Source organism: Formosa sp. A9, assembly GCF_051200825.1.
Classification (GTDB): Bacteria; Bacteroidota; Bacteroidia; order Flavobacteriales; family Flavobacteriaceae; genus Formosa.
In genome coordinates, this window is the sequence record NZ_CP195158.1 from 2,324,138 (window position 1) to 2,348,290 (window position 24,153).

Annotated in this window: 25 protein-coding genes; 15 read left to right on the forward strand and 10 right to left on the reverse strand. The window is 33.9% G+C overall.

Annotation, left to right across the window (positions count from 1 at the left end; translation table 11 throughout):
• Positions 1–66 precede the first annotated feature (66 nt).
• Complete coding sequence (gene rocD / locus ACR9EA_RS10335) at positions 67–1,311, reverse strand: ornithine--oxo-acid transaminase (RefSeq protein ID WP_435139864.1); 1,245 nt, start codon at positions 1,309–1,311, stop codon at positions 67–69.
• A 234-nt stretch (positions 1,312–1,545) separates the two neighbouring features.
• On the opposite strand from rocD, the gene rlmD reads away from it, so the two are divergent.
• The 4 genes from rlmD to ACR9EA_RS10355 all read left to right on the forward strand — a co-directional run bounded on the left by rlmD (position 1,546) and on the right by ACR9EA_RS10355 (position 4,903).
• The gene (gene rlmD / locus ACR9EA_RS10340) at positions 1,546–2,955 is read left to right on the forward strand and encodes a 23S rRNA (uracil(1939)-C(5))-methyltransferase RlmD (RefSeq protein ID WP_435132496.1); all 1,410 of its coding nucleotides are present in this window, start codon (positions 1,546–1,548) and stop codon (positions 2,953–2,955) included.
• Between the two features lie 8 nt (positions 2,956–2,963).
• On the forward strand, positions 2,964–3,515 hold the full coding sequence (locus ACR9EA_RS10345) for a DUF6452 family protein (RefSeq protein ID WP_435132500.1): 552 nt from the start codon (positions 2,964–2,966) through the stop codon (positions 3,513–3,515).
• Positions 3,481–4,236, forward strand: coding sequence for a DUF6048 family protein (locus ACR9EA_RS10350; protein ID WP_435132503.1), 756 nt, complete (start codon positions 3,481–3,483; stop codon positions 4,234–4,236). The genes ACR9EA_RS10345 and ACR9EA_RS10350 overlap by 35 nt, the downstream gene beginning before the upstream one ends.
• Before the next feature lie 127 nt (positions 4,237–4,363).
• On the forward strand, positions 4,364–4,903 hold the full coding sequence (locus ACR9EA_RS10355; protein WP_435132506.1) for a YSC84-related protein: 540 nt from the start codon (positions 4,364–4,366) through the stop codon (positions 4,901–4,903).
• Between the two features lie 37 nt (positions 4,904–4,940).
• Here the strand turns inward: ACR9EA_RS10355 and ACR9EA_RS10360 are convergent, their stop codons facing one another.
• On the reverse strand, positions 4,941–6,098 hold the full coding sequence (locus ACR9EA_RS10360; protein WP_435132509.1) for a THUMP domain-containing class I SAM-dependent RNA methyltransferase: 1,158 nt from the start codon (positions 6,096–6,098) through the stop codon (positions 4,941–4,943).
• 58 nt (positions 6,099–6,156) lie between these two features.
• On the opposite strand from ACR9EA_RS10360, the gene ACR9EA_RS10365 reads away from it, so the two are divergent.
• Genes ACR9EA_RS10365 through ACR9EA_RS10375 form a run of 3 tightly spaced genes read left to right on the forward strand, consistent with a single transcriptional unit; the run spans position 6,157 to position 7,997 of the window.
• Positions 6,157–6,888: an SAM-dependent methyltransferase gene (locus ACR9EA_RS10365; protein WP_435132511.1), complete on the forward strand. Its 732-nt coding sequence runs from the start codon at positions 6,157–6,159 to the stop codon at positions 6,886–6,888.
• The gene (locus ACR9EA_RS10370; protein WP_435132514.1) at positions 6,888–7,565 is read left to right on the forward strand and encodes a ZIP family metal transporter; all 678 of its coding nucleotides are present in this window, start codon (positions 6,888–6,890) and stop codon (positions 7,563–7,565) included. The genes ACR9EA_RS10365 and ACR9EA_RS10370 overlap by 1 nt, the downstream gene beginning before the upstream one ends.
• 3 nt (positions 7,566–7,568) lie before the next feature.
• Positions 7,569–7,997, forward strand: a complete 429-nt coding sequence (locus ACR9EA_RS10375; protein ID WP_435132517.1) for a DUF4268 domain-containing protein — start codon at positions 7,569–7,571, stop codon at positions 7,995–7,997.
• Here the strand turns inward: ACR9EA_RS10375 and trhA are convergent.
• Both trhA and ACR9EA_RS10385 read right to left on the reverse strand, forming a co-directional pair.
• On the reverse strand, positions 7,994–8,620 hold the full coding sequence (trhA, locus tag ACR9EA_RS10380; RefSeq protein WP_435132520.1) for a PAQR family membrane homeostasis protein TrhA: 627 nt from the start codon (positions 8,618–8,620) through the stop codon (positions 7,994–7,996). The two genes, ACR9EA_RS10375 and trhA, sit on opposite strands and share 4 nt — an antisense overlap.
• A gap of 1 nt (position 8,621) precedes the next feature.
• Entirely contained in the window at positions 8,622–9,299 is a 678-nt protein-coding gene (locus ACR9EA_RS10385) for a DUF4294 domain-containing protein (protein ID WP_435132523.1), read from the reverse strand.
• Between the two features lie 103 nt (positions 9,300–9,402).
• On the opposite strand from ACR9EA_RS10385, the gene ACR9EA_RS10390 reads away from it, so the two are divergent.
• Both ACR9EA_RS10390 and ACR9EA_RS10395 read left to right on the forward strand, forming a co-directional pair.
• Positions 9,403–10,491: a M42 family metallopeptidase gene (locus ACR9EA_RS10390; protein ID WP_435132526.1), complete on the forward strand. Its 1,089-nt coding sequence runs from the start codon at positions 9,403–9,405 to the stop codon at positions 10,489–10,491.
• 242 nt (positions 10,492–10,733) lie between these two features.
• A complete protein-coding gene (locus ACR9EA_RS10395; RefSeq protein WP_435132529.1) occupies positions 10,734–11,282 on the forward strand; it encodes an NUDIX hydrolase in 549 nt (182 codons plus the stop codon).
• A gap of 90 nt (positions 11,283–11,372) precedes the next feature.
• Here the strand turns inward: ACR9EA_RS10395 and ACR9EA_RS10400 are convergent, their stop codons facing one another.
• From ACR9EA_RS10400 to ACR9EA_RS10425, 6 genes are all read right to left on the reverse strand, one after another.
• Complete coding sequence (locus tag ACR9EA_RS10400; protein WP_435132532.1) at positions 11,373–12,620, reverse strand: SH3 domain-containing protein; 1,248 nt, start codon at positions 12,618–12,620, stop codon at positions 11,373–11,375.
• A gap of 4 nt (positions 12,621–12,624) precedes the next feature.
• On the reverse strand, positions 12,625–13,149 hold the full coding sequence (locus tag ACR9EA_RS10405; RefSeq protein ID WP_435132535.1) for a hypothetical protein: 525 nt from the start codon (positions 13,147–13,149) through the stop codon (positions 12,625–12,627).
• A 1-nt stretch (position 13,150) separates the two neighbouring features.
• Entirely contained in the window at positions 13,151–14,887 is a 1,737-nt protein-coding gene (locus ACR9EA_RS10410; protein ID WP_435132538.1) for a hypothetical protein, read from the reverse strand.
• Positions 14,888–15,085: 198 nt separating this feature from the next.
• A complete protein-coding gene (locus ACR9EA_RS10415) occupies positions 15,086–15,271 on the reverse strand; it encodes a hypothetical protein (RefSeq protein WP_435132541.1) in 186 nt (61 codons plus the stop codon).
• Positions 15,272–15,566: 295 nt separating this feature from the next.
• Positions 15,567–16,394, reverse strand: coding sequence for a sialate O-acetylesterase (locus tag ACR9EA_RS10420; protein WP_435132544.1), 828 nt, complete (start codon positions 16,392–16,394; stop codon positions 15,567–15,569).
• Between the two features lie 101 nt (positions 16,395–16,495).
• The gene (locus ACR9EA_RS10425) at positions 16,496–17,485 is read right to left on the reverse strand and encodes a helix-turn-helix transcriptional regulator (RefSeq protein ID WP_435132546.1); all 990 of its coding nucleotides are present in this window, start codon (positions 17,483–17,485) and stop codon (positions 16,496–16,498) included.
• An 88-nt stretch (positions 17,486–17,573) separates the two neighbouring features.
• Between ACR9EA_RS10425 and ACR9EA_RS10430 the strand changes: the two genes are divergently transcribed.
• From ACR9EA_RS10430 to ACR9EA_RS10455, 6 genes are all read left to right on the forward strand, one after another.
• Positions 17,574–18,833, forward strand: a complete 1,260-nt coding sequence (locus ACR9EA_RS10430) for an oligosaccharide flippase family protein (RefSeq protein WP_435132549.1) — start codon at positions 17,574–17,576, stop codon at positions 18,831–18,833.
• 3 nt (positions 18,834–18,836) lie between these two features.
• Positions 18,837–19,508 (forward strand): PrsW family intramembrane metalloprotease, encoded by a 672-nt coding sequence (locus ACR9EA_RS10435; protein ID WP_435132552.1) that lies wholly within the window; start codon positions 18,837–18,839, stop codon positions 19,506–19,508.
• A gap of 51 nt (positions 19,509–19,559) precedes the next feature.
• Positions 19,560–21,479, forward strand: a complete 1,920-nt coding sequence (locus ACR9EA_RS10440; RefSeq protein ID WP_435132556.1) for a DUF294 nucleotidyltransferase-like domain-containing protein — start codon at positions 19,560–19,562, stop codon at positions 21,477–21,479.
• Positions 21,476–22,144 (forward strand): 3'-5' exonuclease, encoded by a 669-nt coding sequence (locus ACR9EA_RS10445; protein WP_435132558.1) that lies wholly within the window; start codon positions 21,476–21,478, stop codon positions 22,142–22,144. Before ACR9EA_RS10440 ends, ACR9EA_RS10445 begins: the two co-directional genes overlap by 4 nt.
• Before the next feature lie 73 nt (positions 22,145–22,217).
• Positions 22,218–22,703, forward strand: a complete 486-nt coding sequence (locus tag ACR9EA_RS10450) for an acetyl-CoA carboxylase biotin carboxyl carrier protein subunit (RefSeq protein WP_435132560.1) — start codon at positions 22,218–22,220, stop codon at positions 22,701–22,703.
• A 5-nt stretch (positions 22,704–22,708) separates the two neighbouring features.
• Positions 22,709–24,151 carry an acetyl-CoA carboxylase biotin carboxylase subunit gene (locus ACR9EA_RS10455; RefSeq protein WP_435132563.1) on the forward strand — a complete coding sequence of 481 codons (1,443 nt, stop codon included), beginning with the start codon at positions 22,709–22,711 and terminating at the stop codon, positions 24,149–24,151.
• The last annotated feature ends 2 nt before the right edge of the window (positions 24,152–24,153 follow it).

The window sequence follows — 24,153 nt, forward strand, 5'->3', positions numbered from 1 at the left end:
AGCATAAAAAAAAGCGACTTATTTTTTTATATAAGTCGCTTTTTATGTGATTAAAAACAGAGTGATTTAATTCTCGAACTGTTTTAAGGTTTTTATTATAATAGATACACAATCTAATAATTGTTCCTCGGTCATCACTAAAGGCGGTGCAAAACGGATGATATTACCATGGGTTGGTTTAGCCAACAAACCGTTATCGCGTAAGGCTAAACAAATGTTCCAAGCCGTATCGCTGTCTTCATCGTCGTTAATAAGAATAGCGTTCAACAATCCTTTTCCTCTTACTAGACTAGCAATATTACTTGTTTTTATAAACTCGTTTAATTTATCTCTAAAAAGCTGTCCGAGTTGTTCGGCACGTTCGGCTAAATTTTCGTCTTTTACTACGTTTAATGCCGCAATAGCAACCGCTGCTGCAACCGGATTTCCTCCAAAGGTACTTCCGTGGTTACCAGGTTTAATAACATCCATAATGTTATTATTCGCTAAAACCGCACTTACCGGATAAGCGCCTCCACTTAAAGCTTTTCCAAGAATCAATACATCTGGCTTTACGTTTTCGTGATCGACAGCCAATAATTTTCCGGTTCTTGCAATACCGGTTTGCACTTCGTCTGCAATAAACAAGACATTATATTTTTCGCATAAGGCTTTGGCTTTCGTTAAATAACCCTCACTAGGCACATAAACACCGGCTTCACCTTGAATTGGTTCTACTAAAAAACCAGCCACATTAGCATTATTTTTTAATGCCGTTTCTAAAGCTTCTAAATTATCGTATGCAATTTTTATAAAGCCTTTCGTATACGGACCAAAATTTTTACGCGCAATCGGGTCGTTAGAAAACGAGATGATGGTTGTTGTTCGTCCGTGAAAATTGTTTTCACAAACTATAATTTCGGCTTCATTTTCGTTAATACCTTTTACTTCGTAAGCCCATTTACGGCATAATTTTAAAGCGGTTTCCACTGCTTCGGCTCCCGTATTCATTGGTAACAACTTATCGAAACCAAAATAATCACAAGCAAATTTTTCGTATTTCCCTAACATATCGTTGTAGAACGCACGCGATGTTAAGGTTAACTGTTGCGCTTGTGCTACCATTGCTCCTACAATTTTAGGATGACAGTGCCCTTGGTTTACAGCAGAGTATGCCGATAAAAAATCGTAGTATTTTTTGCCTTCTACATCCCAAACGTAAACACCTTCGCCTTTTGATAATACTACTGGTAACGGATGGTAATTGTGAGCGCCGTATTCGTGCTCTAAGTTAATAGCTTGTTGCGACGTTAATTGTTCTAAAACAGCCATAATTGTTTTCATGTTTTAATTTGATAATCGACTATTCCTAGCTTGCCTCTCTTGAAAAGGAATCGAGAAATGGAGAGAAATCATCCATAAATGGATTGCAAATTACTAAATATAAAAGGCTCTTTAAAATATTACACCCAGATTTTATAGGTTTAAGTAAAATTCTAATCTGTAAGCTTAAAAAATTTTTAAAGACATACAATACAAAACCCAAAATACCCGTATTTTTGCGGCATGTCTAGAAGAAATAAAAAGAAAGTATTTACCAACATAGAAGTGGTAGATGCTGGTGCAAAAGGAAAAACCATTGCCAAATCGCCAGATGGTGCCGTTATATTTTTACCAAATGCCGTTCCTGGCGATGTTGTAGATATTCAAACCTTTAAAAAACGTAAATCGTATTACGAAGGTAAAGCGACGGTGTTTCATAAATTATCGGACAAGCGTACCGAGCCCGTATGCGAGCATTTTGGCGTTTGTGGCGGTTGTAAATGGCAGGATATGGATTATAAATATCAGTTGTTTTACAAACAGAAAGAAGTTGAAAATAACTTAAAACGATTAGGCCATATTGAGTTACCAGAAATCACCCCTATTTTAGGTTCGGAAAAACAATATTTCTACCGCAATAAAATGGAATTTTCGTTTAGCGATAGCCGTTGGTTAACCTTAGAAGAAATTCAATCGGATGAAGAATTAGGCGATAAAAACGCACTCGGATTCCATATTCCTGGCATGTGGGATAAAATTTTAGACGTTAAAAAATGTCATTTGCAAGCCGATCCGTCGAATGCCATTCGTAACGAAGTGAAGCGTTTTGCCATAGAAAACGGCCTTCAGTTTTTTAATACCAGACATCAAACCGGATTATTACGTACGTTAATGATTCGCACAGCTTCAACAGGCGAAATTATGGTGTTGATTCAGTTTTTTAAAGACGAGCAAGCACAGCGTGAATTGTTATTAAATCATTTAGCTGAAACCTTTCCTGAAATTACCGCCTTACTTTACGTGATTAACGAAAAGGCAAACGACACGATTTACGATCAGGAAATTATTTGTTTTAAAGGACGCGATCATATTTTTGAAGATATGGAAGGTTTAAAATTCAAAATTAATGCGAAGTCCTTTTATCAAACCAATTCCGAACAAGCTTACGAATTATATAAAATCACACGCGAATTTGCTGGTTTAACAGGCGAAGAGTTAGTTTACGATCTCTATACCGGAACCGGAACCATCGCCCAGTTTGTGGCTAAAAAGGCGAAAAAAGTGGTTGGTGTAGAAGCCGTTCCAGACGCCATTACCGCAGCAAAAGCTAATGCAAAAGCTAATAATATAGATAATGTAGATTTTTATGTGGGCGATATGAAAAATGTCTTCAACAAAACCTTTATAAAAACCCACGGCCATCCCGATGTTATTATTACCGATCCCCCTCGCGACGGTATGCATAAAGATGTGGTTGCCATGTTACTTAATGTTGCTCCCGAAAAAATAGTGTATGTTAGTTGTAACAGTGCTACCCAAGCTCGCGATTTGGCTTTAATGGACAGCATGTATAAAGTTACAAAAACACAAGCAGTAGATATGTTTCCGCAAACGCATCATGTAGAAAATGTTGTACTTTTAGAAAAACGATAAACGCTGGTATGAAATACACCTCAAGTCTAATACTTTTACTCATGTTATGCGCCTTAAGTGCATGCGAAAAAGACGATATCTGTTCTAACGACGAACCCACAACACCCAGATTAATTATCCGATTCTACGATGTAGCCTTCCCTAACGACGACACGCGAAAACAAGTCGCCAATTTAAGAATACAAGGTGTAGGTAATGACAACCCGCTGGAGAATGATAGTGGGAACACTATCGTGGCAACAGACTCTATAATCATCCCCTTAAAAACCACCGATTCTGTTACGCAATATAGGTTACACAAAGAATATGTTTACGATGATAATGAAACACCAGACGACACAAGCGACGATAGTGTTGAAGGTAACGAAGATATTATTACCATAACATACAATATCGAAAACGTATACGTATCGCGCGCCTGTGGCTACAAAAGTATTTTTAAAAACGTAAGCATCAACCTTGTTCCAGACAGCAATAATTGGATTCAATTAATAAGAGCCGTAAACGATAACCAATCTGTAGAAGATGAACAGCAACAACATTTTAAAATATATCATTAAAACTGTAATTGTTTTACTTAGTTTTAGCGGACAGCTTTTTGCACAAACCGATTCGTTAGCCATAAGCACTACAGATTCTATTAAAACTACGGTAAAAGACTCGATTAAAATCAAACAAAAATACGGTTTACGTGTCGGGATCGATTTAAGCAAACCCATACGCAGCCTTTTTGAAGATGATTATAAAGGCCTAGAGCTAGTTGCCGATTACCGCTTAAGTAAATTTTGGTATATTGCCGGAAGTCTGGGTGCCGAAGAAATCACTTTAAGTAACGATTTTTATAACGCGACCACCCAAGGAAGTTATTTTAAAGCCGGAGTAGATTATAACGCCTACCGAAATTGGTTAGATATGGAAAATCTTATTTACGGTGGCCTACGCGTTGGGGTCAGTACCTTTAGCCAAACGCTTAATAGCTATGCTGTTTATTCCGAAAACCAATATTGGCAACCCCAATTCTCATCAGACGACAGCACCAAATTCGATGGTTTATCTGCGCTCTGGGCAGAACTTGTAGTCGGTATAAAAGCCGAAGTACTGAACAACTTATTTTTAGGTGTGCATGTCGAGTTTAAAGGCATGTTATCGCAAGACCAACCAAACAATTTCGAAAACCTATACGTTCCTGGTTTTTACAAAACTTACGATAGCGGTGGATTTGGTTTTGGATATGGCTACAGTATTTCTTACTTAATTCCGCTTTACAAAAAAGACAAGTAAACATACACTGCGTTTCGACCAGCTATGCGACATTAATTTAAGAATACTTTAAAAGTTAAGTTCATGATTTTTGTTTAACTTTAATGGATTAATTAATCCATTTTCAACACATTAAAGACTAAAAATCATGAATAACGTAAAACAATTCATCATGGTACTTGCCATGGGATTTATGGTTGTTGCAACACATGCACAATCCGAAAAAGATCAAAAAATAATAGCTGATGCCGATGCCGCAAAAGCCACACTTTTAGAAGCCAGTCCAGACTTAAAAGACTTTTTTAATAAAGCTGCTGGATATGCTATTTTTCCAAATGTTGGTAAAGGCGGTTTTATTGTTGGCGGGGCTGCTGGTAATGGCGTTTTATACAAAAAAGGCGGCAAAAAACTGGGTATGGCTAGCCTTGCAAAAGTAAACGTTGGTCTACAAGCTGGAGGCGAAGCTATAATTGAAGTTATTTTCTTTGAAACAGACACCGAACTTAATGAATTTATGAAAGGTAAATTTAAATTTGATGCTGGTGCTTCGGCAACAGCCATTAAATCTGGCGAATCGTTTAACGCAAAATATTCTGAAGGCGTAGCGGTTTTCACCCAAACCAAAGGCGGTCTTATGGCCGATGTTTCGGTTGGCGGACAAAAATTTAAGTTCGACGCGTTTAAATAGAATTTATAACAAGTTTTAAAGCCAAAAAACAAGTGGTTTACACTTGCTTTTTGGCTTTTTTACTACCTTCATACATCACGTATTTTACTAAACGTGATTCTAATTTAGCGTTAAACAGTTTAATTTTTCTGGATGGTCTTAAACCGACATGCTTTAAGGCATCTAAATTAGAAGTAATTAACCAAGCGTCTGTACCTGGATAATTTTGTTTTAACGTATCGCCTATATCTTTATAAAACTGTTCCATTTCTATATTTAATCGTTCGCCGTAAGGCGGATTAAACAACATGTGTAGCTTTCCTTGTCCGCCTTTTTGAGTTTTAAAGAAATCTTCATGCTTAATACTTATAAATTCATCTAAATGGGCATTTTTAATATTTTCTTTCGCTTTAGTAACTGCAGAAGGCGATTTATCGTAGCCAATAATTTTATAATGGAAATCCCGTGTTTTTTTCAATAGCGATTCTTCAATGATCTCGAACAAATCCACATCCCAATCGGCCCAACGTTCAAAAGCAAATTCTTTACGCATCAAGTTAGGCGGAATATTACAAGCAATCATTGCGGCTTCGGCTAAAATAGTTCCACTACCACACATGGGGTCCATAAAATCACTTTGTCCATCCCAACCAGAAAGCATAATCAATCCGGCTGCTAACACCTCGTTTATTGGCGCAATATTGGTAGCCGTTTTATAACCACGCTTATGCAACGAATCGCCAGAAGTATCTAAAGAGACCGTACATTTTTGACGGTCGATATGAATATTAATTTTTAAATCGGGGAATTTTAAATCTACACTAGGTCGCACTCCTGTAGTATTTCTAAATTTATCTACGATAGCATCTTTAGTTTTTTGTGCTATATATAAAGAATGCGTAAACACCGTAGAATTTACGGTAGCATCTACCGCCAAGGTTCCCGTAGGCTTCAAATAGTCCTGCCAAGGCATTTTATAAATATTGTCGTAAATATCTTGTTCGCTAACCACACGAAATGTTTTTATAGGCTTCAAAATTTTAATGGCCGTTCTAAGCCCCAAGTTAGCCTTGTACATAAAGCCCTTATCGCCTACAAAGCTTACATTTCTAACGCCTTGTTCTACATCTTGCGCCCCTAGTTGGGTTAATTCTTTAGCTAGTAATTCTTCGAAGCCAAATAAGGTTTTGGCTACCATTTTAAAATTATTCTCCATTATTTACTTTAAATAGATTACAAAAATACAGTATTTTTACGCCTTATATTGTTTAGTAATGATAAAAGATAACACAACTTGGTATACCGCATGGTTCGACACCCCGTTTTACCATATTTTATACAAAGACAGAAATGACGACGAAGCGCAAGCCTTCATGGACACGCTAACCAACTATTTAAACATTTCTGAAGACAGCAGAATACTGGATTTAGCTTGTGGAAGAGGTAGACATTCTGTATACTTAAATTCGTTAGGTTATCATGTTACTGGTGCCGATTTGTCTGAAAACAGTATAGCCTATGCCAAACAATTTGAAAACGACACTTTACAATTTAAAGTGCACGATATGTGTAAGCCATTCAACACTAAGTTCGATGCTGTTTTTAACCTTTTCACAAGTTTTGGTTATTTCGATAACGACGAAGACAACCTAAACACCATAAAAGCTATTAGAGACGATTTAACCGATTATGGAATTGGAGTTATCGATTTTATGAACTCCGATTACGTTATTAAAAACCTAGTTCCCGAAGAAACCAAACAGGTTGAAGGCATTGATTTTCATTTAAATCGCTATGCACAAGACGGTTATATTTTTAAAGATATTTCTTTTGAATATCAAGGTGAAAACTTTCAATTTCAAGAACGTGTAAGAGCCTTTACCCTATCGGATTTCGAAACACTTTTTAACGAAGCCAACGTAAACCTGCTAGAAGTTTTTGGCAATTATAAATTACAAAAATTCGATGCTCAATCATCAGACCGATTAGTTTTATTATTTAAATAATGAATTCGTATTTACTCCCCATACTGGCTGTAATTTTAGGAAGTGCGCTCGCTTTTTTTGGCAAAAATAAACCTGGGTTTAACATCAAATTATTACTCTCGTTTAGCGGTGCTTTTTTATTAGCTTTAACCTTATTTGAACTTTTACCCGAGGTATATGACCATTTAAAAAACCCTGAACTCACCGGACTTTTTATTATGTCTGGCATCTTAATTCAGATTATACTTGAATTTTTATCCAAAGGTGCAGAACACGGGCACATACACATACATACCCAGCAAAATCAGTTTCCTTGGTTGTTGTTTATAAGCTTGTGCATTCACAGCTTTTTAGAAGGCTTTCCTATTCACCACCACAACGATATGGTGTACGGCGTGCTTATTCATAAAATACCTATTGCAACTTTAATCACTTCGTTTTTAATACAATCGCATTACAACACTTCACAAATCGCGAGTTTTTTATTGGTTTTTACCATCATGACGCCTTTAGGCACTTATATTTCTAACCATGTGCATCTGGTTGAAGATTATATTTATTTCATTAATGCCATAGTTATTGGTATATTTTTTCATATTTCTACAACCATTCTGTTTGAAAGCAGCGAAGGTCACAAATTTAATCTTACTAAACTTATTGCTATTTTTGCAGGAGTTGCCATAGCTTACGCCATTTAAATTATGTTTAGCAAAGAAGAATCCAGACAATTACGCGAATTATTTTGGACCAGTTTCGGAAAATCGTTTCCAAGAAAATGGTTACTCTACAACACTAAAATTAAAGGCTTCAGCTTTAAATTTTATTTCGATACCAAAAGCGCATTAGTTGCTCTTGATGTTGAAGAAGATTTAGAAAACCGGATTAAATATTGGGAAAAATTAGAATCTCTTAAATCCATTTTAAAAGACGATTATTTACCTGAAGCCATTTTTGAAGAAGAATTTATTTTAGAAAACGGTAAAGAAATCTCCCGAATTTACGTGCCTTTAAACGAAAAAGTATCCATCCATAATAAAAACTCGTGGCAAATTGTAATGACGTTTTTTAACGAAAACATGAGTTTATTTGAAGCTTTTTTTGAAGATTTTAAAGACGTTATAAAAGATTAAACTACGTATAAAAAAATCATTAAAAAATGGCAAATCGCTCCTGCGAGTACAAACAAATGCCAAATAACATGATTGTAAGGGATGCGCTCGACCGCATAAAAAATAATACCAACGGTATAAAATAAACCACCCGCAAATAGTAATGTTACTCCCTCGCTACCTATAAATTGCGATAAATTTGTAAAATCGAAAACAATTAACCAGCCCATAACAAGGTACAATAAAGTTGAAAATGTTTCGAAGCGTCCAGTAAAAAACAATTTTAATACAAGCCCAAAAGCCGCAATACCCCAGACCGTATAAAACAAATGCCAGCCTAAACTGTGCTGTAAGGCAATAAGTAATACAGGCGAATACGTACCTGCGATTAGTAAATAAATACTAATATGGTCTAAAATACGTAAATACCGCTTTTGCTTTTTTGCGCTAACACCGTGATAAAACGCTGAAGCTGTAAATAAAATAATTATCGACAGGCCATAGACTGTAATACTAAACAGGCTCCAAACAGAACTTTGTTTATTAAACAGTAACAAAAGCACCAAACCAATACCGCCTAAAATAGCGCCAAAGGCATGGGTTATGGTATTCCATTTTTCTTCGAGTGGCGTTTGTATTCTCATTTTAATCTTCCTCTAATCGTTTTTGCCATTTTGAAGCAGCTTCAAAAAAATCGAAATCCAATGCCGAAGGCTGACGCTCTAACAAACCATTCTGAAAGTTGCGTTGCAAGATATCTTCTATAAAATAATCTTCTTTACTTTCCATCGGATTAAATTCTTCTTTTAAAGAAATATCGAACAGTTTAGCCGTATTGTTAAACCAAAAGGCACGCCAACCACTTCGCAAATCTTTTATCAAATCGAATGTAGTAATACCCGTTTGCCTATGAATGAGTTTTACTAAAATTTGTCCTTCGGTACGTGTAAGCTTTTTTAGTTCGGCCGAAAATTCTTCTTCTAAAAATTTCTGAACTTGCTTCGTGTATTTTTTTTGTTCGCGCTTCTTACCTAACTGTTCCAAACGCTCATTTAAAGCCTCTAGGCGATCGGCTGCCAGTTTAGCATAAGGATATACTTTTAAGGTTTTTCGGCGTAAAATCAAATACTGAATACGCTCTTTTTTATCCTTAAAATCAATCTTATTAATAATTAAAACCTCATCTAAATCTATTGAAGCACGCGGTATAGAATCGCCTTCCATAATAATGTAATAATCCTGCAAAGTATCTTGCGCCTTCTCGTGTATTTGAGCAAGCACTAACACAGGACAAAATATAAAAATGTACAGTAGGATTTTCATACAATTATTTGGAAGCCAAAAACTATTCCAAAATTAATAATTTACAAGTCTTATCGCCTTAAAATACTATTAATATTATTATTTTTATCCAAAACTATAACACATGGCAAAACAAAGTATATTAAATAAAAAATCATTAGAATTTTTAGAATCATACCTCAATAATGCAGCGCCTACAGGTTACGAATGGACCGGACAAAAATTATGGATGGAATATTTAAAACCTTATGTAGACGAATTTATTACCGATACCTATGGCACGGCCGTAGGGGTTATAAACCCAGATGCACCTTACAAAGTTGTGATTGAAGGACATGCCGATGAAATTTCTTGGTATGTTAATTATATTTCGGAAAATGGATTGATTTATGTTATTAGAAACGGTGGAAGCGACCACCAAATAGCACCAAGTAAACTGGTAAACATCCACACCAAAAACGGTATCGTAAAAGGTGTTTTTGGATGGCCAGCCATACATACCCGAGATAAATCTAAAGAAGAAACTCCTAAACCAGAAAACATTACCATAGATGTTGGTGCAAAAGATAAAGATGAAGTAGAAAAAATGGGCATTCATGTAGGCTGTGTTATTACCTATCCAGACGAATTTCACATCTTAAATGGTAATAAATTTGTTTGTCGCGCTCTAGACAACCGCATGGGCGGTTTTATGATTGCCGAGGTCGCACGATTACTTCACGAAAACAAAAAGAAACTACCGTTTGGCTTATATATTACCAATTCGGTACAAGAAGAAATAGGACTTAGAGGTGCCGAAATGATTACGCAAACCATTAAGCCAAACGTCGCCATTGTTACCGATGTTACGCACGACACCACCACACCAATGATTGATAAAAAGAAAGAAGGACATTTAGAAATTGGCTTAGGTCCTGTGGTAGCTTATGCGCCTGCGGTACAACAAAAATTAAGAGATTTAATTACAGAAACTGCCGAAGCCAAAAAGATTCCGTTTCAAAGATCGGCATTATCCAGAGCCACAGGAACAGATACCGATGCCTTTGCTTACAGTAATGGCGGTGTAGCCTCTGCCCTAATATCGTTACCACTACGCTATATGCACACTACTGTAGAAATGGTACACAGAGACGATGTAGAAAACGTTATTAAACTGATTTACGAATCGTTACTGAATATTAAAGAAGGGGAAACGTTTAGTTATTTTAAATAAACCACTATAGACTGGAAGTCTATAGGTTTGAAAACAGACTGAAAGTCCGATTATTTGCATTTATCTTAGCCACAAATACACTAATATTCTTTATAAAAACTATTTCAAATATTCGTGCATTCGTGGCGAAAAAAAATTTATAGAAACTGAAAGTCTTGCACTAAAAGTGCATAGTTTTAACTAACGACTGAGACCAATAAAAATATAAAGCCTCAGGATGCTGAGGCTTTTTTAATTGTATTATGGACGAACTTATAGATATCGTTACCAAAGAAGGCCAAGCTACAGGTAAAGTTGCTCCTAAATCGGAAATCCATTTAAAAGGCCATTACCACAACACGGCACACTTATGGCTATATACCAAAACAGGTGAAATTTTATTAGCTCAGCGTAGTTATAAAAAAGCCATTTGCCCGGGCATGTGGGATGTTTCGGTAGCAGGACATGTAGATGCAGGAGAAACCATTGAAGCCGCTGTTTTGCGTGAAACCCAAGAGGAGCTTAGCTTAACACTTTCTGAAAATGATTTACAAAAAATAGGCGTATTTCCATGCTTTCAAAGTTACGATTCTGGCATTCAGGACAACGAATTTCATCATACCTTTTTAGCTGAATTACACGTTCCTATAAGCAATTTAATTCCTCAAGCCGAAGAAGTTGAAGCTTTACAATTAGTAAGTATAGAAACGTTTCGATCACTTTTAGCCGACAGCGAAAACAACAGCTATTTTGTACCTTCTAACCGAGCTTACTACTTAAAGGTTTTGGAGGCTATTGCTCGAAGCTTATAATATAGTGTTCCTAAAAGTCAAAATCAATATTTTAACTTTACAACATTGAAAAGCACATCCTAAAATACCATTTGTTTTTATAATTATTATCTACTCCATTTTTATAAATTTACCAAATACCCAACCTACTACTCCATTATCTCGTTTTATTTTATACCAAGATTCATTGATGTAATCTATAGCATTTTCAGGCACCATGCCTTCTTTTAGTTTTCCTTCTTTAGTTTTGAAACTAATTAAAATTTTTACAGGCGCTTCTTCATTAATTGCAATGATTTTAACAGATTTTCCTTTTTGTAAAATGCTGTCTTCACCATCACTGTCATTAACAATAATGTCATTTTTGATTAAAGCGGTTTGTTCTTCAGAAGTATAAGTGCCTATAACAACAACCTTTTCTCCGGCTTCTTTAAAAGATCCTATTATTTTCGATGTTGTAGAATGACTGTTTCTAATAACTATATCCGTTCCTGTTATTGTTGCATATATATCATTTTTCTCTTCATTCTTACTTGTCATATACTCTTCTCCATACTCCGCCATATCAGATTCGTGTTCAACTTCAAGTTGCGCCAAGTCTTCTGCAGTTAACTCATCAGAATTTGATGTAGTTTCTATCTTAGATTCTTCTTTACTAGTTGTTGGGCTTGTGTTGGGTTTTACATCTTTTTTTCTTTCTCCTTTCCTGTCCTCTGAACTAATTAAATTACTGTTTTGTTTCCTGTTTTCAGGTGTTGATTTTTTTTCAATAGTTTTTTCACTTTCCGCTTTGGTATATCCTTGTTTATACTTCATTCCTGAAACCAGTGCAGGTAAAAATGAAATCAATATCAAAAATACAATTGCAGCAATTAAGCCAGCAGAGACTCCTTTATCCTTTCTTTCTTTATTTTTTGGGATAATCGATGAAATTTCATTTTCAATTTTTGAGATTTCTGGAATATTTAACATTTGTTTAAAATGACTTTCTCCATATAGCTCTTTATACAAATAAATATTCTTTTTAATTCTCTTGTTTTTTAAAGCAAATAAATGGGCAAGAGGTTTTATGAGAAAAGGAATGGCTATTAATAAACACAACAAAAAATTTAAGAAATTTTGTATGTTACTTAAACTAGATGGTATACTAATTAATATTAGTAATAGAATTAGTAATGCTATAAAATAATTAAAGCGATAAAAAAACCTCCTAGTGTCTCTTTTATTGCTTTTAAATATATCTTTTATATGATCGTAATTTTCTGTAGTGAGCAATTTATCTTCATTTCCTAAAAGATAGGCCTTTATTGTTTTTCCTTCTGTTAAAAAGTAATTCTTAATAAGTTCTTCTGTAATCATAATTTTAAAATTCTAATGAACCGCCATTAAGTAAATCATCAATATCTTGATCACTTACATCGGTAGTCGTATTTGGGTTATGAAATTCATTTATTGTATTTGCCAATTGCCCCAAAGACATATTATCAGCATTATTTTGAAGTATTAAAAAATCTTCTTGATTTTTCTTAATTTCTTCTTTTAAACTTAAAAGTTTCTCTTCGTAATTCTTTAAAAACAAGCTTGTTATTTTCTTGTTTTCTTTTTGAATAATGCTTTGTTTTTGTTTTAGGTCAATGGTTTTTAAAAAATCTGACAAGCAAGAAATTCCTGTTAGTACAATTGTTTTTTTGGTATTGTTGTCAATCTTATCAAAACGTTTGTCATTTTCCATTTTTTTGAAAAGTAAATTGACTACATGTTCTTTGTTTTCTGCATTGTTAACAATTAGTTCCTCATAATAATTATGAATATTTTCAGTTAAAAAATTTTTGTAATTAGCAGAACTCATTTTGGTTAGTTCTGTCTGAGTAATAAGGCGGTTTTCCATATTAAATAAGTTCTTTTGAAATATTTAGTTCAAGAACTCCTTTTGAAGAAACCGTGAATTCTTTGATATGAGTTAATAAATCTTTTAAAATACCTTTATTTCCTGTTTCACTGAAAATAGTCCTTATTCTTTCAGAATTATGTTTTAATTCTTCTTGAATAGTTAGTTTTCTATTTGTTAAACTGTCAATATCTTTAAGATTTATTTCTTTTAGTTCTGCTTCTCTACCAATATCTTTTTGAGTGTTTTCAAATTCATCAACAGTAGGTTTACAGTAAGTATACCAATCGATTAACGTTTCGTTATATAAATTAACAGATTTTGTTGGGGATATTATTTTATAAAATAAATTTGGCTCAACAGGCATGGAATCAAGTAAAAAGTTATATTCTGGTTTCTTCAAATCAATGACTTCTGTTAGTATTTGATGTCTTGAATCGTTAAACTCAACTTGTCCGTTTTTATCAATTAATTCGGCTTCAATTATTCGAAATTCTGTCATTAAATTTTTATTGCTATCCCTTAAATCTTTTATTTCCTGATTAGAAATGATCTGCTCATATAATGGGGAAATATCATCAGCTAACTTATTGATTGCTTTCTGGCTAAATAATTTTAATTGAGGAATTAATTTGTCTTTTAATTCAGTATAAAATCTACCTAGTTTTAAAATGTCGTCTAAAATTAATTGCACATCACTCCTCATGCCTTCTTTCATTTTTTCAATGTCGAGTTCTATCTGAGCAATTGTTTTTTTAGCTTGACTTCTAGATTTCATTACAGACATACCTCCTTCAACTAAAAATCCTACTGCTGCAGCTCCCGCAGCGCCTTTTAATTTTGATTTGTTTAATTTTCCTGCGTTTGCTAACGCTGAAGTTTTGCTTAAAAAATTGTTGAACTCATTTTTTCCTGAGAGAGCTATTGCCGACAAATGTTGTTGATGTGACTCTCTGAATATTGCAATATTGTCATTGATGCCAGAAAAATAAGTGTCTAATTTGCCATAACTATCTTCAAAACTTCCCCAGTTAATATTGGAAACATCAAATAATTCTGGTTCTGATGCTTTTATTTTATCTCCAAATAAATCAATTAATAGGCTTAATAAATCTTCTCGAATTAGTTTTAATTTGTTTCTGGTTTTATCAAAATCATCGACTAAGTTTAAATTTATATCTTTTACTTTTTCATGAGTTTGGATAATTTTTGCATATTCTTCTTTAATGTTGAAAGCGTGTTCTGTTATTGCCTCAACTTTAAATGCACCTGTAATAGAAATTTCCTTTTTAGGTTGTAAGCTGTCAATTGTTTTTTGGATAGTCTGAATTTCAAAAGTGCCATCAACTTTTTTTACTGTTTCAGTTTCTTGTGTAATAAGATCAAAATCATTTAAGTCTATCTGCGGATTTTGAATATTTAAAGCTTCTACTCGTTGTTCAACCCGCAAAGGGTTAAAAACACTGTTTCTTCCATCATTATCAAGAATATTATTAACGATGGCATTTTGAATACTAGGTGAGTATGAGGCGTTTGAATAAGCCTCTTTGAGTAATTGTTTAATGTAAAGTCCTTCCTTTAAATTAACTTGAAGTACTTCATTTAAGTAATCAACAAGCATTCTACGGTTAATTATTTCCGAATCTAAACTAAGTTGTTGGGCTTTTTTTATAATAGCATCAACTAATTTATTATTGATGCTACTTGCACCTTGTATGATAATTTCTCTATGTGTCATTATTTAATTAAGCTTAATTTTAAAAAATATCATCTCAAAGATTTATTAACTAAAGATAAAACTTGAAAAAAACTCTTGTTCCAGGCACTTCCTTAGCTATTTACCGCCTTATTGGTAGTTATTTTAATTATGACAAAATATTTTGTTTATATAAATCAGGCACTAAAATTCTTTTTATCTAATTAAGGCGGTATTTTATTATTCCATCTTAAAAATTGAAAAGTTTGAAGGAAAAGCAATTAAATTGTATTTTTCGGTCATTGCCAGTTTAATGTCTGTATGACTTGGCTTAGTCATTTTACTAGGTTTTAAAATCTCTACCCACATACCTTCAGCTACTTGTCCAGCACTTTTTATGGCAGTTATTTTCCATAATTTTTTCATAATACAAAAAATTTTATTTAATAATTTATCCTTAAAATTCTGATTAATTAAACCGAAAACCTTTGTGGTTTTCAGCTTAAAACCTAACTTCAAAAATAGAAGCCAAACGGTCAATATGTGTCCGTTATAAAATTCATCCATTTTTTTTCTTTCATATTACAAGGATAAGATGTGCATTTCCCAAATTTTGATAAGTGTTATTTTTTAGGAATATTTTTCACCTCCTGATCCTTTCAGCACCATGAAGTATGATGAAATTTTGTAGGATTAATCGTTAACAGGATGGTTCTAAAATTTATAGACTTAAAAATAACATCATACTTTTAGCGTATCGTTCCCCTAAAATCCTGATACTTTTAGAGTCGAAATGCAGTAAATCGCCACGGTCCGATAAATCTGAAGTTAAAATTACATCTACAAAATCATCTGTTTTGGAATACGAGCGTATTTTAGAATTGAGTCGTTTCCAGTTAGCCTTATTGTTAGAAAACGCACCAATTTCCCCAACTACAATAGGTAATTGCTTGTTGTTTATAATCTTGCGGAAGGTTTTAAATAGCTGACTCATTTTTTTATCATAATCAACTATTGCTAGAGTATCCTTAGTATCGCTTTCACCTTGATGCCATAATACGCCCTTTATAGTACCATAACTACTTCCCAGAGCTACTTTGTCTTCAAAATTTTTAAGCAACTCTACATGTCTGTGTTCTTTATTAGTTAACCATTTATCGATTGTGCTCCCCCCTACAGCCGTTGGAATAAGCATTACGGATATAGAGTCTGGAATATTTTTAATTATTTCTTTTCCGAAAGCTAAGCCCATATCCAGCCCAGTCATAGATGGCTCGTAAAAATGTAGGGGCTCTTTAGCGTATACTAACCGATTGTTTTTGTTAATAGTTAATATTCTTGGGCTTTCTATAGTATCTTGTGGCTCTACAAAGGCTCTACCAGCCATATTGGATTGACCTGCCATAATAAAAACCCATACATTTTTATTATTAGGTACATGTTCTACAAAACGGTTTTGCCTTGGGAAATTTTTAGTACGTGTTTGCGAAACTGGTTGGTTGCATGATACAGAAAGTAACATAATTACTCCCAATAAAACATATTTCATAAGTAAATGCAAAATTTTAAAGTTTAAACAAAACTATTCGTGAAATAGACAGAATGTGTCCGTTATAAAAAAATGTGATCTTACAAGTTAAAACAGAACAACTATTCGTAATAGGCTGTCATTAACCTTAGGTGTCTTAAAACATCTTCCTTAACATGCTTGGGATGTATCACTTTTATCCAAATATTATATTTAAGAATTTCCATTAAAAATTCGTAATTAGGTTCTACACAAATTTTAAGCTCGCCCCACATATCTGCGCTTAAATAATCTAACACTTCAGTTTCCAATTTCTTTGGTAGCTCTATAACTTCTTGTGAAGGATGCATTTTATTTGCCAATAAATATTTAAAATGATGGTTTGCTACTTTTAAATGAATCCACTCAGGTAACATATCGGTTTTTAAAATCCCGATAGAATGTTTAAAATAGTCGGATTCATTAAATGTTATTGGAGTTTTTGGTGTTTTTTCGGTTATTGTAAAATGGCTTATCCGAGTATCTAAACAAAAAGCATACACACCTATATCTGTATTGTAAGCCATTAAATACCACGCATTATTTATTTCTTTTAAGTGTAAGGGCTGCACTAGTCCCTTAAAGGTTTGAAACCTGTTATCGTCGTACCAACCTTTATATTCCAAGTCTATTAAAAGCTGGTGCTCTATAGCATTAATAAGTGCCACAATATCTACATAATCGCTTAAAGATGTTCTTGCCGATGTAACATAATCTTTCCAACCATAAGCATGGTGATTTAAAAGATACAATTCGGTTTTCTCGAAAACTTGTTTTAAATGTTGGTTATCGTTAAAACTGTCTTCTACCACATAATATCCTAAATTTCGTTTAAGCTTAATATCTACATTAAAATATGCTTTGATTTTAATTAAATCGCGCTTTATGGTTTTAGGACTGTACAACTCTAATTTGCTATATAAAATATCATCTTCCTTGTCGCTTTTCTTTCTTATTGTTTTAAGTGTGTCCTGTAATTGATCTAAAGCGACATAACCTTCTGGTAAACCATAAGCTTTAGGATTAGTAATTATACGCAATACGTAATAGCGACGTAAAAATTCTGGGGTCATTGAAATTATTTTACTAAAAAACATTAAAAATAATAAACCTCGTTAAAACTGGTTGCATTTTCTATCTTTGAGTTTTGATTATTAAACTATGCAAATTGCATTTAGCAAAACAGATTTAAGCTCTACTTTTTGGTTTACCTCGGAAAAAATAATTCATTTTATTTTTTCAATTATTATTATCCCTAAAATATTTAATGCTTTAGGGACTGTCGATATGGGTAAATTGAAGTTTGTTGAAGCGAGCTTAGTTATGTTTGCTCCTGTTTTCTTTTTAGGCCTATCTTCTATTTGTATTAGAGAAATGGTTAAACACCCTAAACAAATAAAAAACATTATAAGTACTGCCATAATCATGCGCCTAATTAGCTGGGGAATTACTTTTATTGGTCTAGTAGTTTACTTTTATATTGTTGGTACGAACGTGATATCAACCATTTATTTTATTATTCTGTTAAGTTATTTATTTAGGTTAACCGATGTTTTTGAATGGTATTGTATTACTACAAAAAAAGCACAATTTATTTTCTACAGTAAAACATTAAGCTTATTACTCGTTTTTTTACTTCAGCTTTATGGATTAAAAAACCAATTAGGTGTTATTTTTTTTAGCTTTACTATAGCTTGCGACTATTTGTTTCAAGGTGTTTTTTACGCTGTATTTTTAAAAAAAATACAAACATTTAAAACAGAATTATGGCCTATTTCCTTTACACTTGCTAAGCGCTTGTTAAAATTTGCCTTTCCGCTTATTATATCAAATGCATTGGTTGTATTTTACATAGGTATAGACGAATTATTTTTAAAGTATTTTTTAAACGATCATGCTGTGGGAGTTTTTGGCAGCATACAATTTTTAGTTATTGGCTTAAGTTGGACTATTGGTTTCGCTATAATTAATGCGCTATACCCCGCTTTAGCGGAATCTTACCTGCAACAGAAAAAGACTTATTATTTAAAATTAGCACAACTTAATATACTCCTTTTAGTTTTAGGAATTGGTATTGGTCTTTTTTACACATTCTTTGGCAACACCATTTTAAACACCTATTTTACCCAACAATATGTAGAAGGTAACACACCTCTTAAAATTTTTTGTTGGGCACCTTTACTTGTGTTTTTTGGTATGCTTTACGAAAAGCATCTACTTAGTTCTAATAGTTTACAACACGAAGTCTACCGCTTTGCCATTGGTTGTATATGCAATATTGTATTGTGTTACTTCTTAATTCCTGTATACAAAATAAACGGAGCTGCATTTGCTGTTTTAATTAGTCATTTTGTAACTAATATTCTATACCCTACGTTTCAATTAAGTTTAAAACCGAACCTTAAACCCGTTTTAAAATAAATTATGAAGCTACTTCTTCTTGCCTTAGCGCCAATATTTGTTATTATACTTTACATCTATTATAAAGACAAATACGAAAAAGAACCTAAACACCTTTTAATTTATAACTTTTTACTAGGTGCTTTTGTAAGCGTGTTTATAAGCACACTATTTTATTTAATATTCGATTTTATATTGCCATTAAACAGTGCTAGTGTGCTCCAACAATTTGTAAAAGCATTCTGTGTGGTTGGATTTACCGAAGAATTTAGTAAGTATATTATTACCAGATATTTTGCCCAACCCAACAACGCTTTTAACGAACCTTTCGATGGCATAGTCTATGCCGTTATGGTATCGATGGGGTTTGCTGCTACCGAAAATATTTTTTACGTCTTAGAAGGCGGTTACGGTTCTGCCATTTTACGAGCATTTACAGCCGTTCCAGCCCATGCGACTTTTGGGGTTTTAATGGGATATTTTATGGGAAAAGCAAAATTTTCAAAAAATAAGGCAAAACTTAATTTAACTGGACTATTTTTGGCAATAATTTTCCACGGGAGTTACGATTTCTTTTTGTTTATAGATTTTGTGCCTGGTGTATGGATTGGTGCTTTTATTTCGTTGGGCATCGGATTTATATTAGCACGCAAAGCCATAAAAAGTCATCAAGAGAAATCATATTTTAAAGAATAATTACAAACAAAGCATTATCTTTATTACCCGAAATCATTTTAAATGAGAAGTATGAAGAATACGATTGCAGAACGCGTAGCCGATTTTATTAAGCATTTTCCACCATTCGATTTGCTTAATAAAAATCAATTATTAGACATCTCTAAAGAGGTTAAAATTAAATATTTAGATAAAGACAACACCATTTATAGCGCAAACTCCAACCTACACGATCAATTTTACATGATCTATAAGGGCGCCGTTAAACTAAAAAAAGTAATTAACGACAAGTTAGAAACTATAGACAAGTTTGACGAAGGCGATGTGTTTGGTCTTAGGCCGCTATTTGCAAACGAAAACTACGCCATTACTGCCATTACAGAAGAAGAAACTATTCTGTATTGTATTCCTATAGATATTTTTAAACCTATTATAGAGCAAAACAAACAGGTAAACCAATACCTTATTGAAAGTTTTGCATCGAATACCGAAAATCCATTTTCAAACGAATTTCAAAAAAAGTTAGTTTTAGAAGACGAAATCAGGTTAGACTTTTCGAAAGAATTATTCGAAATGCAACCGGTTAGACTCATAAAAAACGTAATTACAACAAAAAAAGACACCTCTATAAAAGAAGCCGCTAAATTAATGAGCGCGCACAATGTAGGTTCTATAATTATTGAAGAAAAAGACTGCCCGATAGGTATTATTACCGATAAAGATTTAAGACTCCATGTGGCTACAGGCGACTTTTCTATAGACGATGCCGTATCGGAAATTATGATTAGTCCGGTATTATGCTACAAGAAAAACATTACCATAGCACAAGCCCAAATCACGATGATGAAACATAAAATCAATCAAATCGTGGTTACTAAAGACGGCACACCAAACAGTAAAATATTAGGGGTTTTCTCCGAACACGATATTATTGTAATGAAAGGCACCAACCCATCGGTGCTAATGAAAGCGATTAAGCGAGCCAATTCTACAAAAGAACTGAAACGCATTCGCGAAAAAATCACCATTCTTTTAGAAGGTTATATTCAGCAAAACATTCCGCTTACACATATTAACAACATCATTTTCGAGCTTAACGACGCTACCATCAAACGTGTTATAGAACGTTGTATCGAAAAAATGGACCAAGCGCCACCTGTTAAATTTGCGTGGATGTCTCTAGGTAGTCAAGGCCGTAAAGAACAATTATTACATACAGACCAAGACAACGCTATTATTTTTGAAACTGTAGATGCCGACCATTTAGAGGAAGTAAGAAGCTACTTTTTAACTTTGGCAAAAAAAGTTAATAAGCGCTTAAAAAATATTGGTTTTGCTTACTGCCCAGGCGAAATGATGGCTAAAAACCCAAGATGGTGCTTAAGCCTAGACGAATGGGAAACTCAATTTACAGAGTGGACCAAAGAAACAGGAGACGACGAACTTTTATTATGTTCTATTTTCTTTGATTTCGATATCACTTATGGCGATCCGGCCTTAACAAACCAACTGTCTAACCATGTTTTAGAAATAACAAAAAACAATCTTATTTTCCTTTCAAAACTAGGAGCCAGCTCGTTAAGGAGTCCGTCACCTCTAGGATTCTTCAGACAGTTTTTAGTAGAACAAGATGGCGAACACAAAGACTTTTTCGATCTTAAAAAACGTGCCATTATGCCTGTTACAGATGCTGGACGTTTATTAGCGTTGCATTATCAAACCAAAAACATTAACAATACTGCAGAACGCTTCGAAAAACTTGCCGAACTTATGCCCGAAGATAAAGAACTGTTTTTATCTTGTGCATACGCCTCTAAAGCCTTATTAAAATTTAGAACCAAACACGGACTTATAAATAGAGACAATGGTCGCTTTATTGCTTTGGCAGAACTTTCTAAAGAAGAAAAACTTAAACTAAAACGTTGTTTTAAAGCTATTGCTAGAGTACAAGAACTTATTAAACTAAAATTTAACTTAAAGAATTTTATATGATAAAATGGCTTTTTAAAAATCCAGAAAAAAAGTCTTACCCAGACTATTGGATCCGTTATGAAGCCTTGTTTAACGACCCTAAAAATACAGAAATACACAACACTACTTTTGTAGTTTTAGATACAGAAACCACAGGCTTTAATTACGCATCGGATCGCATGCTATGTATTGGAGCGCTAAAAATAAACGATAACAATATCGACATTAAAGATGTTTTTGAAATTTACATAAAACAAGAATACTTTAATGCCGAAACCGTACCCATTCACGGCATTATTAAAAACGAAAAGTTTAAAACCTACACCGAAGAGGAAGCGCTAATCCTATTTTTAGATTATATAAAAGATGCGGTTTTAGTAGCGCATCATGCCTTTTTTGATATCACCATGATTAATGAAGGTTTAAAACGTTTAGACCTCCCACCTTTAAAGAATAAGGTTTTAGACACCATGCACGTGTACAAAGAAACGCGCATAAAATCTAACTTAATAGATCAAAAGAAAAGATACACGCTAGACGAAATTGCAGAAAATTACGACATCGATGTGTCCGACAGACATACCGCTGCCGGCGATGCCCTAATTACCGCAATTATCTTTTTAAGATCGGTACAACATCTTATAAAAACCAAACATTACACCCTTAAAAAACTATTTAAACTGTAAGATATTCTGTGTTTTAAGAGTGCAGAAATCCCCATCTTATTTCTTATATTTACGTGTATAAAAATAGTTACTCATGGGTAAACCTTACAAAATATCGGTTAATAACCAGCATCATTTTAACATAAATCCAGACGATTTAACCGCTTTAGATGCTGTAGAAACCGATACCAACTGCTTCCATATTTTAGAAAACCACAAATCTTTTACAGCCGAAATTTGCCAATCAGATTTTCTTAAAAAATCATACACTGTAAAAATCAATAACACCATCTATCATGTTTCTATAAACGACCATATAGATCTGCTTATAAAACAAATGGGGTTTCAATTAGCATCCTCTAAACAAATAGATGCTATAAAAGCGCCAATGCCGGGGCTTATACTCGATATTCCCATTCAAGTTGGCGATAGCATTGCCCTTAACGACACCTTAATTGTTCTTGAAGCCATGAAAATGGAAAACAGTATTGTTTCGCCAAGACAAGGTGTTATAAAATCTATAGGTGTAAAAAAAGGAGAAACAGTAGATAAAGGTGAACTTTTAATAGAATTTGAGTAATTATTATGAAAAAAATACTGGTCGCCAATCGTGGTGAAATCGCACTACGTATTATGAAAACCGCAAAGAAAATGGGCATAAAAACCGTGGCTATTTTCTCTACTGCCGATCGCAATGCTCCGCACGTAACCTTTGCCGATGAAGCTGTTTGTATTGGCAATCCGCCATCTAATCAATCGTACTTACTCGGCGATAAAATTATAAAAGTAGCAAAAGATCTTCAAGCAGATGCTATACATCCCGGATATGGTTTTTTAAGTGAAAATGCTGAATTTGCTCAAGCTGTTGAAGACAATAACCTCATTTTTATTGGTCCCAAATCGGAATCCATAAAAACTATGGGCAGTAAATTAGCCGCCAAAGACGCAGTTAAACATTACAATATTCCGTTAGTACCAGGAACAGAACAAGCCATTACCGATATTAATGAAGCCAAACAAATTGCCAAATCTATTGGTTTTCCTATACTTATTAAAGCCTCTGCCGGTGGTGGTGGCAAAGGTATGCGCATTGTACAAAGCGAAAAAGAACTAGAAGCGCAAATGAAACGTGCCATTAGCGAAGCAACATCGGCTTTTGGCGATGGTTCGGTATTTATAGAAAAATACATCAGTTCGCCGCGACACATAGAAATTCAGATTTTAGCAGACACTCATGGCCATACCGTGCATTTATTCGAACGTGAATGTAGCATACAACGCCGCCATCAAAAAGTTATCGAAGAAGCGCCGTCTTCTATTTTAACACCAGAGTTACGCGACAAAATGGGTGAAGCCGCCATTTTAGTAGCCAAATCTTGCCATTACATAGGCGCTGGTACAGTGGAGTTTCTTCTAGACGACGATAATAATTTCTACTTTCTAGAAATGAATACACGACTACAGGTAGAACACCCAGTTACCGAATTAATTACAGGGTTAGATCTGGTAGAACTTCAAATTAAAATTGCCAGAGGCGAAAACATTCCTTTTATACAAGCCGATTTAGATATTACTGGCCATGCGGTAGAATTACGTGTTTACGCCGAAGATCCTTCAAATAATTTTTTACCAAGTGTAGGCCTTTTAAAGAGCTATCAATTGCCAGAGGGAAATAACATTAGAGTAGATAATGGCTTTAAGCAAGGCATGGAGGTTCCTATTTATTACGACCCAATGCTGGCTAAACTCATCACTTATGGGAATACGCGAGAAGAAGCCATTCTAAACATGATTAATGCCATAAATCAATATAAAATTGAAGGCGTAGAAACTACTTTAGGCTTTGGTAAATTTGTTTTTGAACACCACGCGTTCCGTACTGGTAAATTCGACACCAATTTTGTGAACATGTATTACGCTCCCGAATTACAAAAAAGTGAAGCCGAAACCGAAGCTAAGCTAGCGGCTCTCTTAGCCTTAAAACAATATCAATTAGATTTAAAACAAGTAAGACTACCTAATAGCTAATC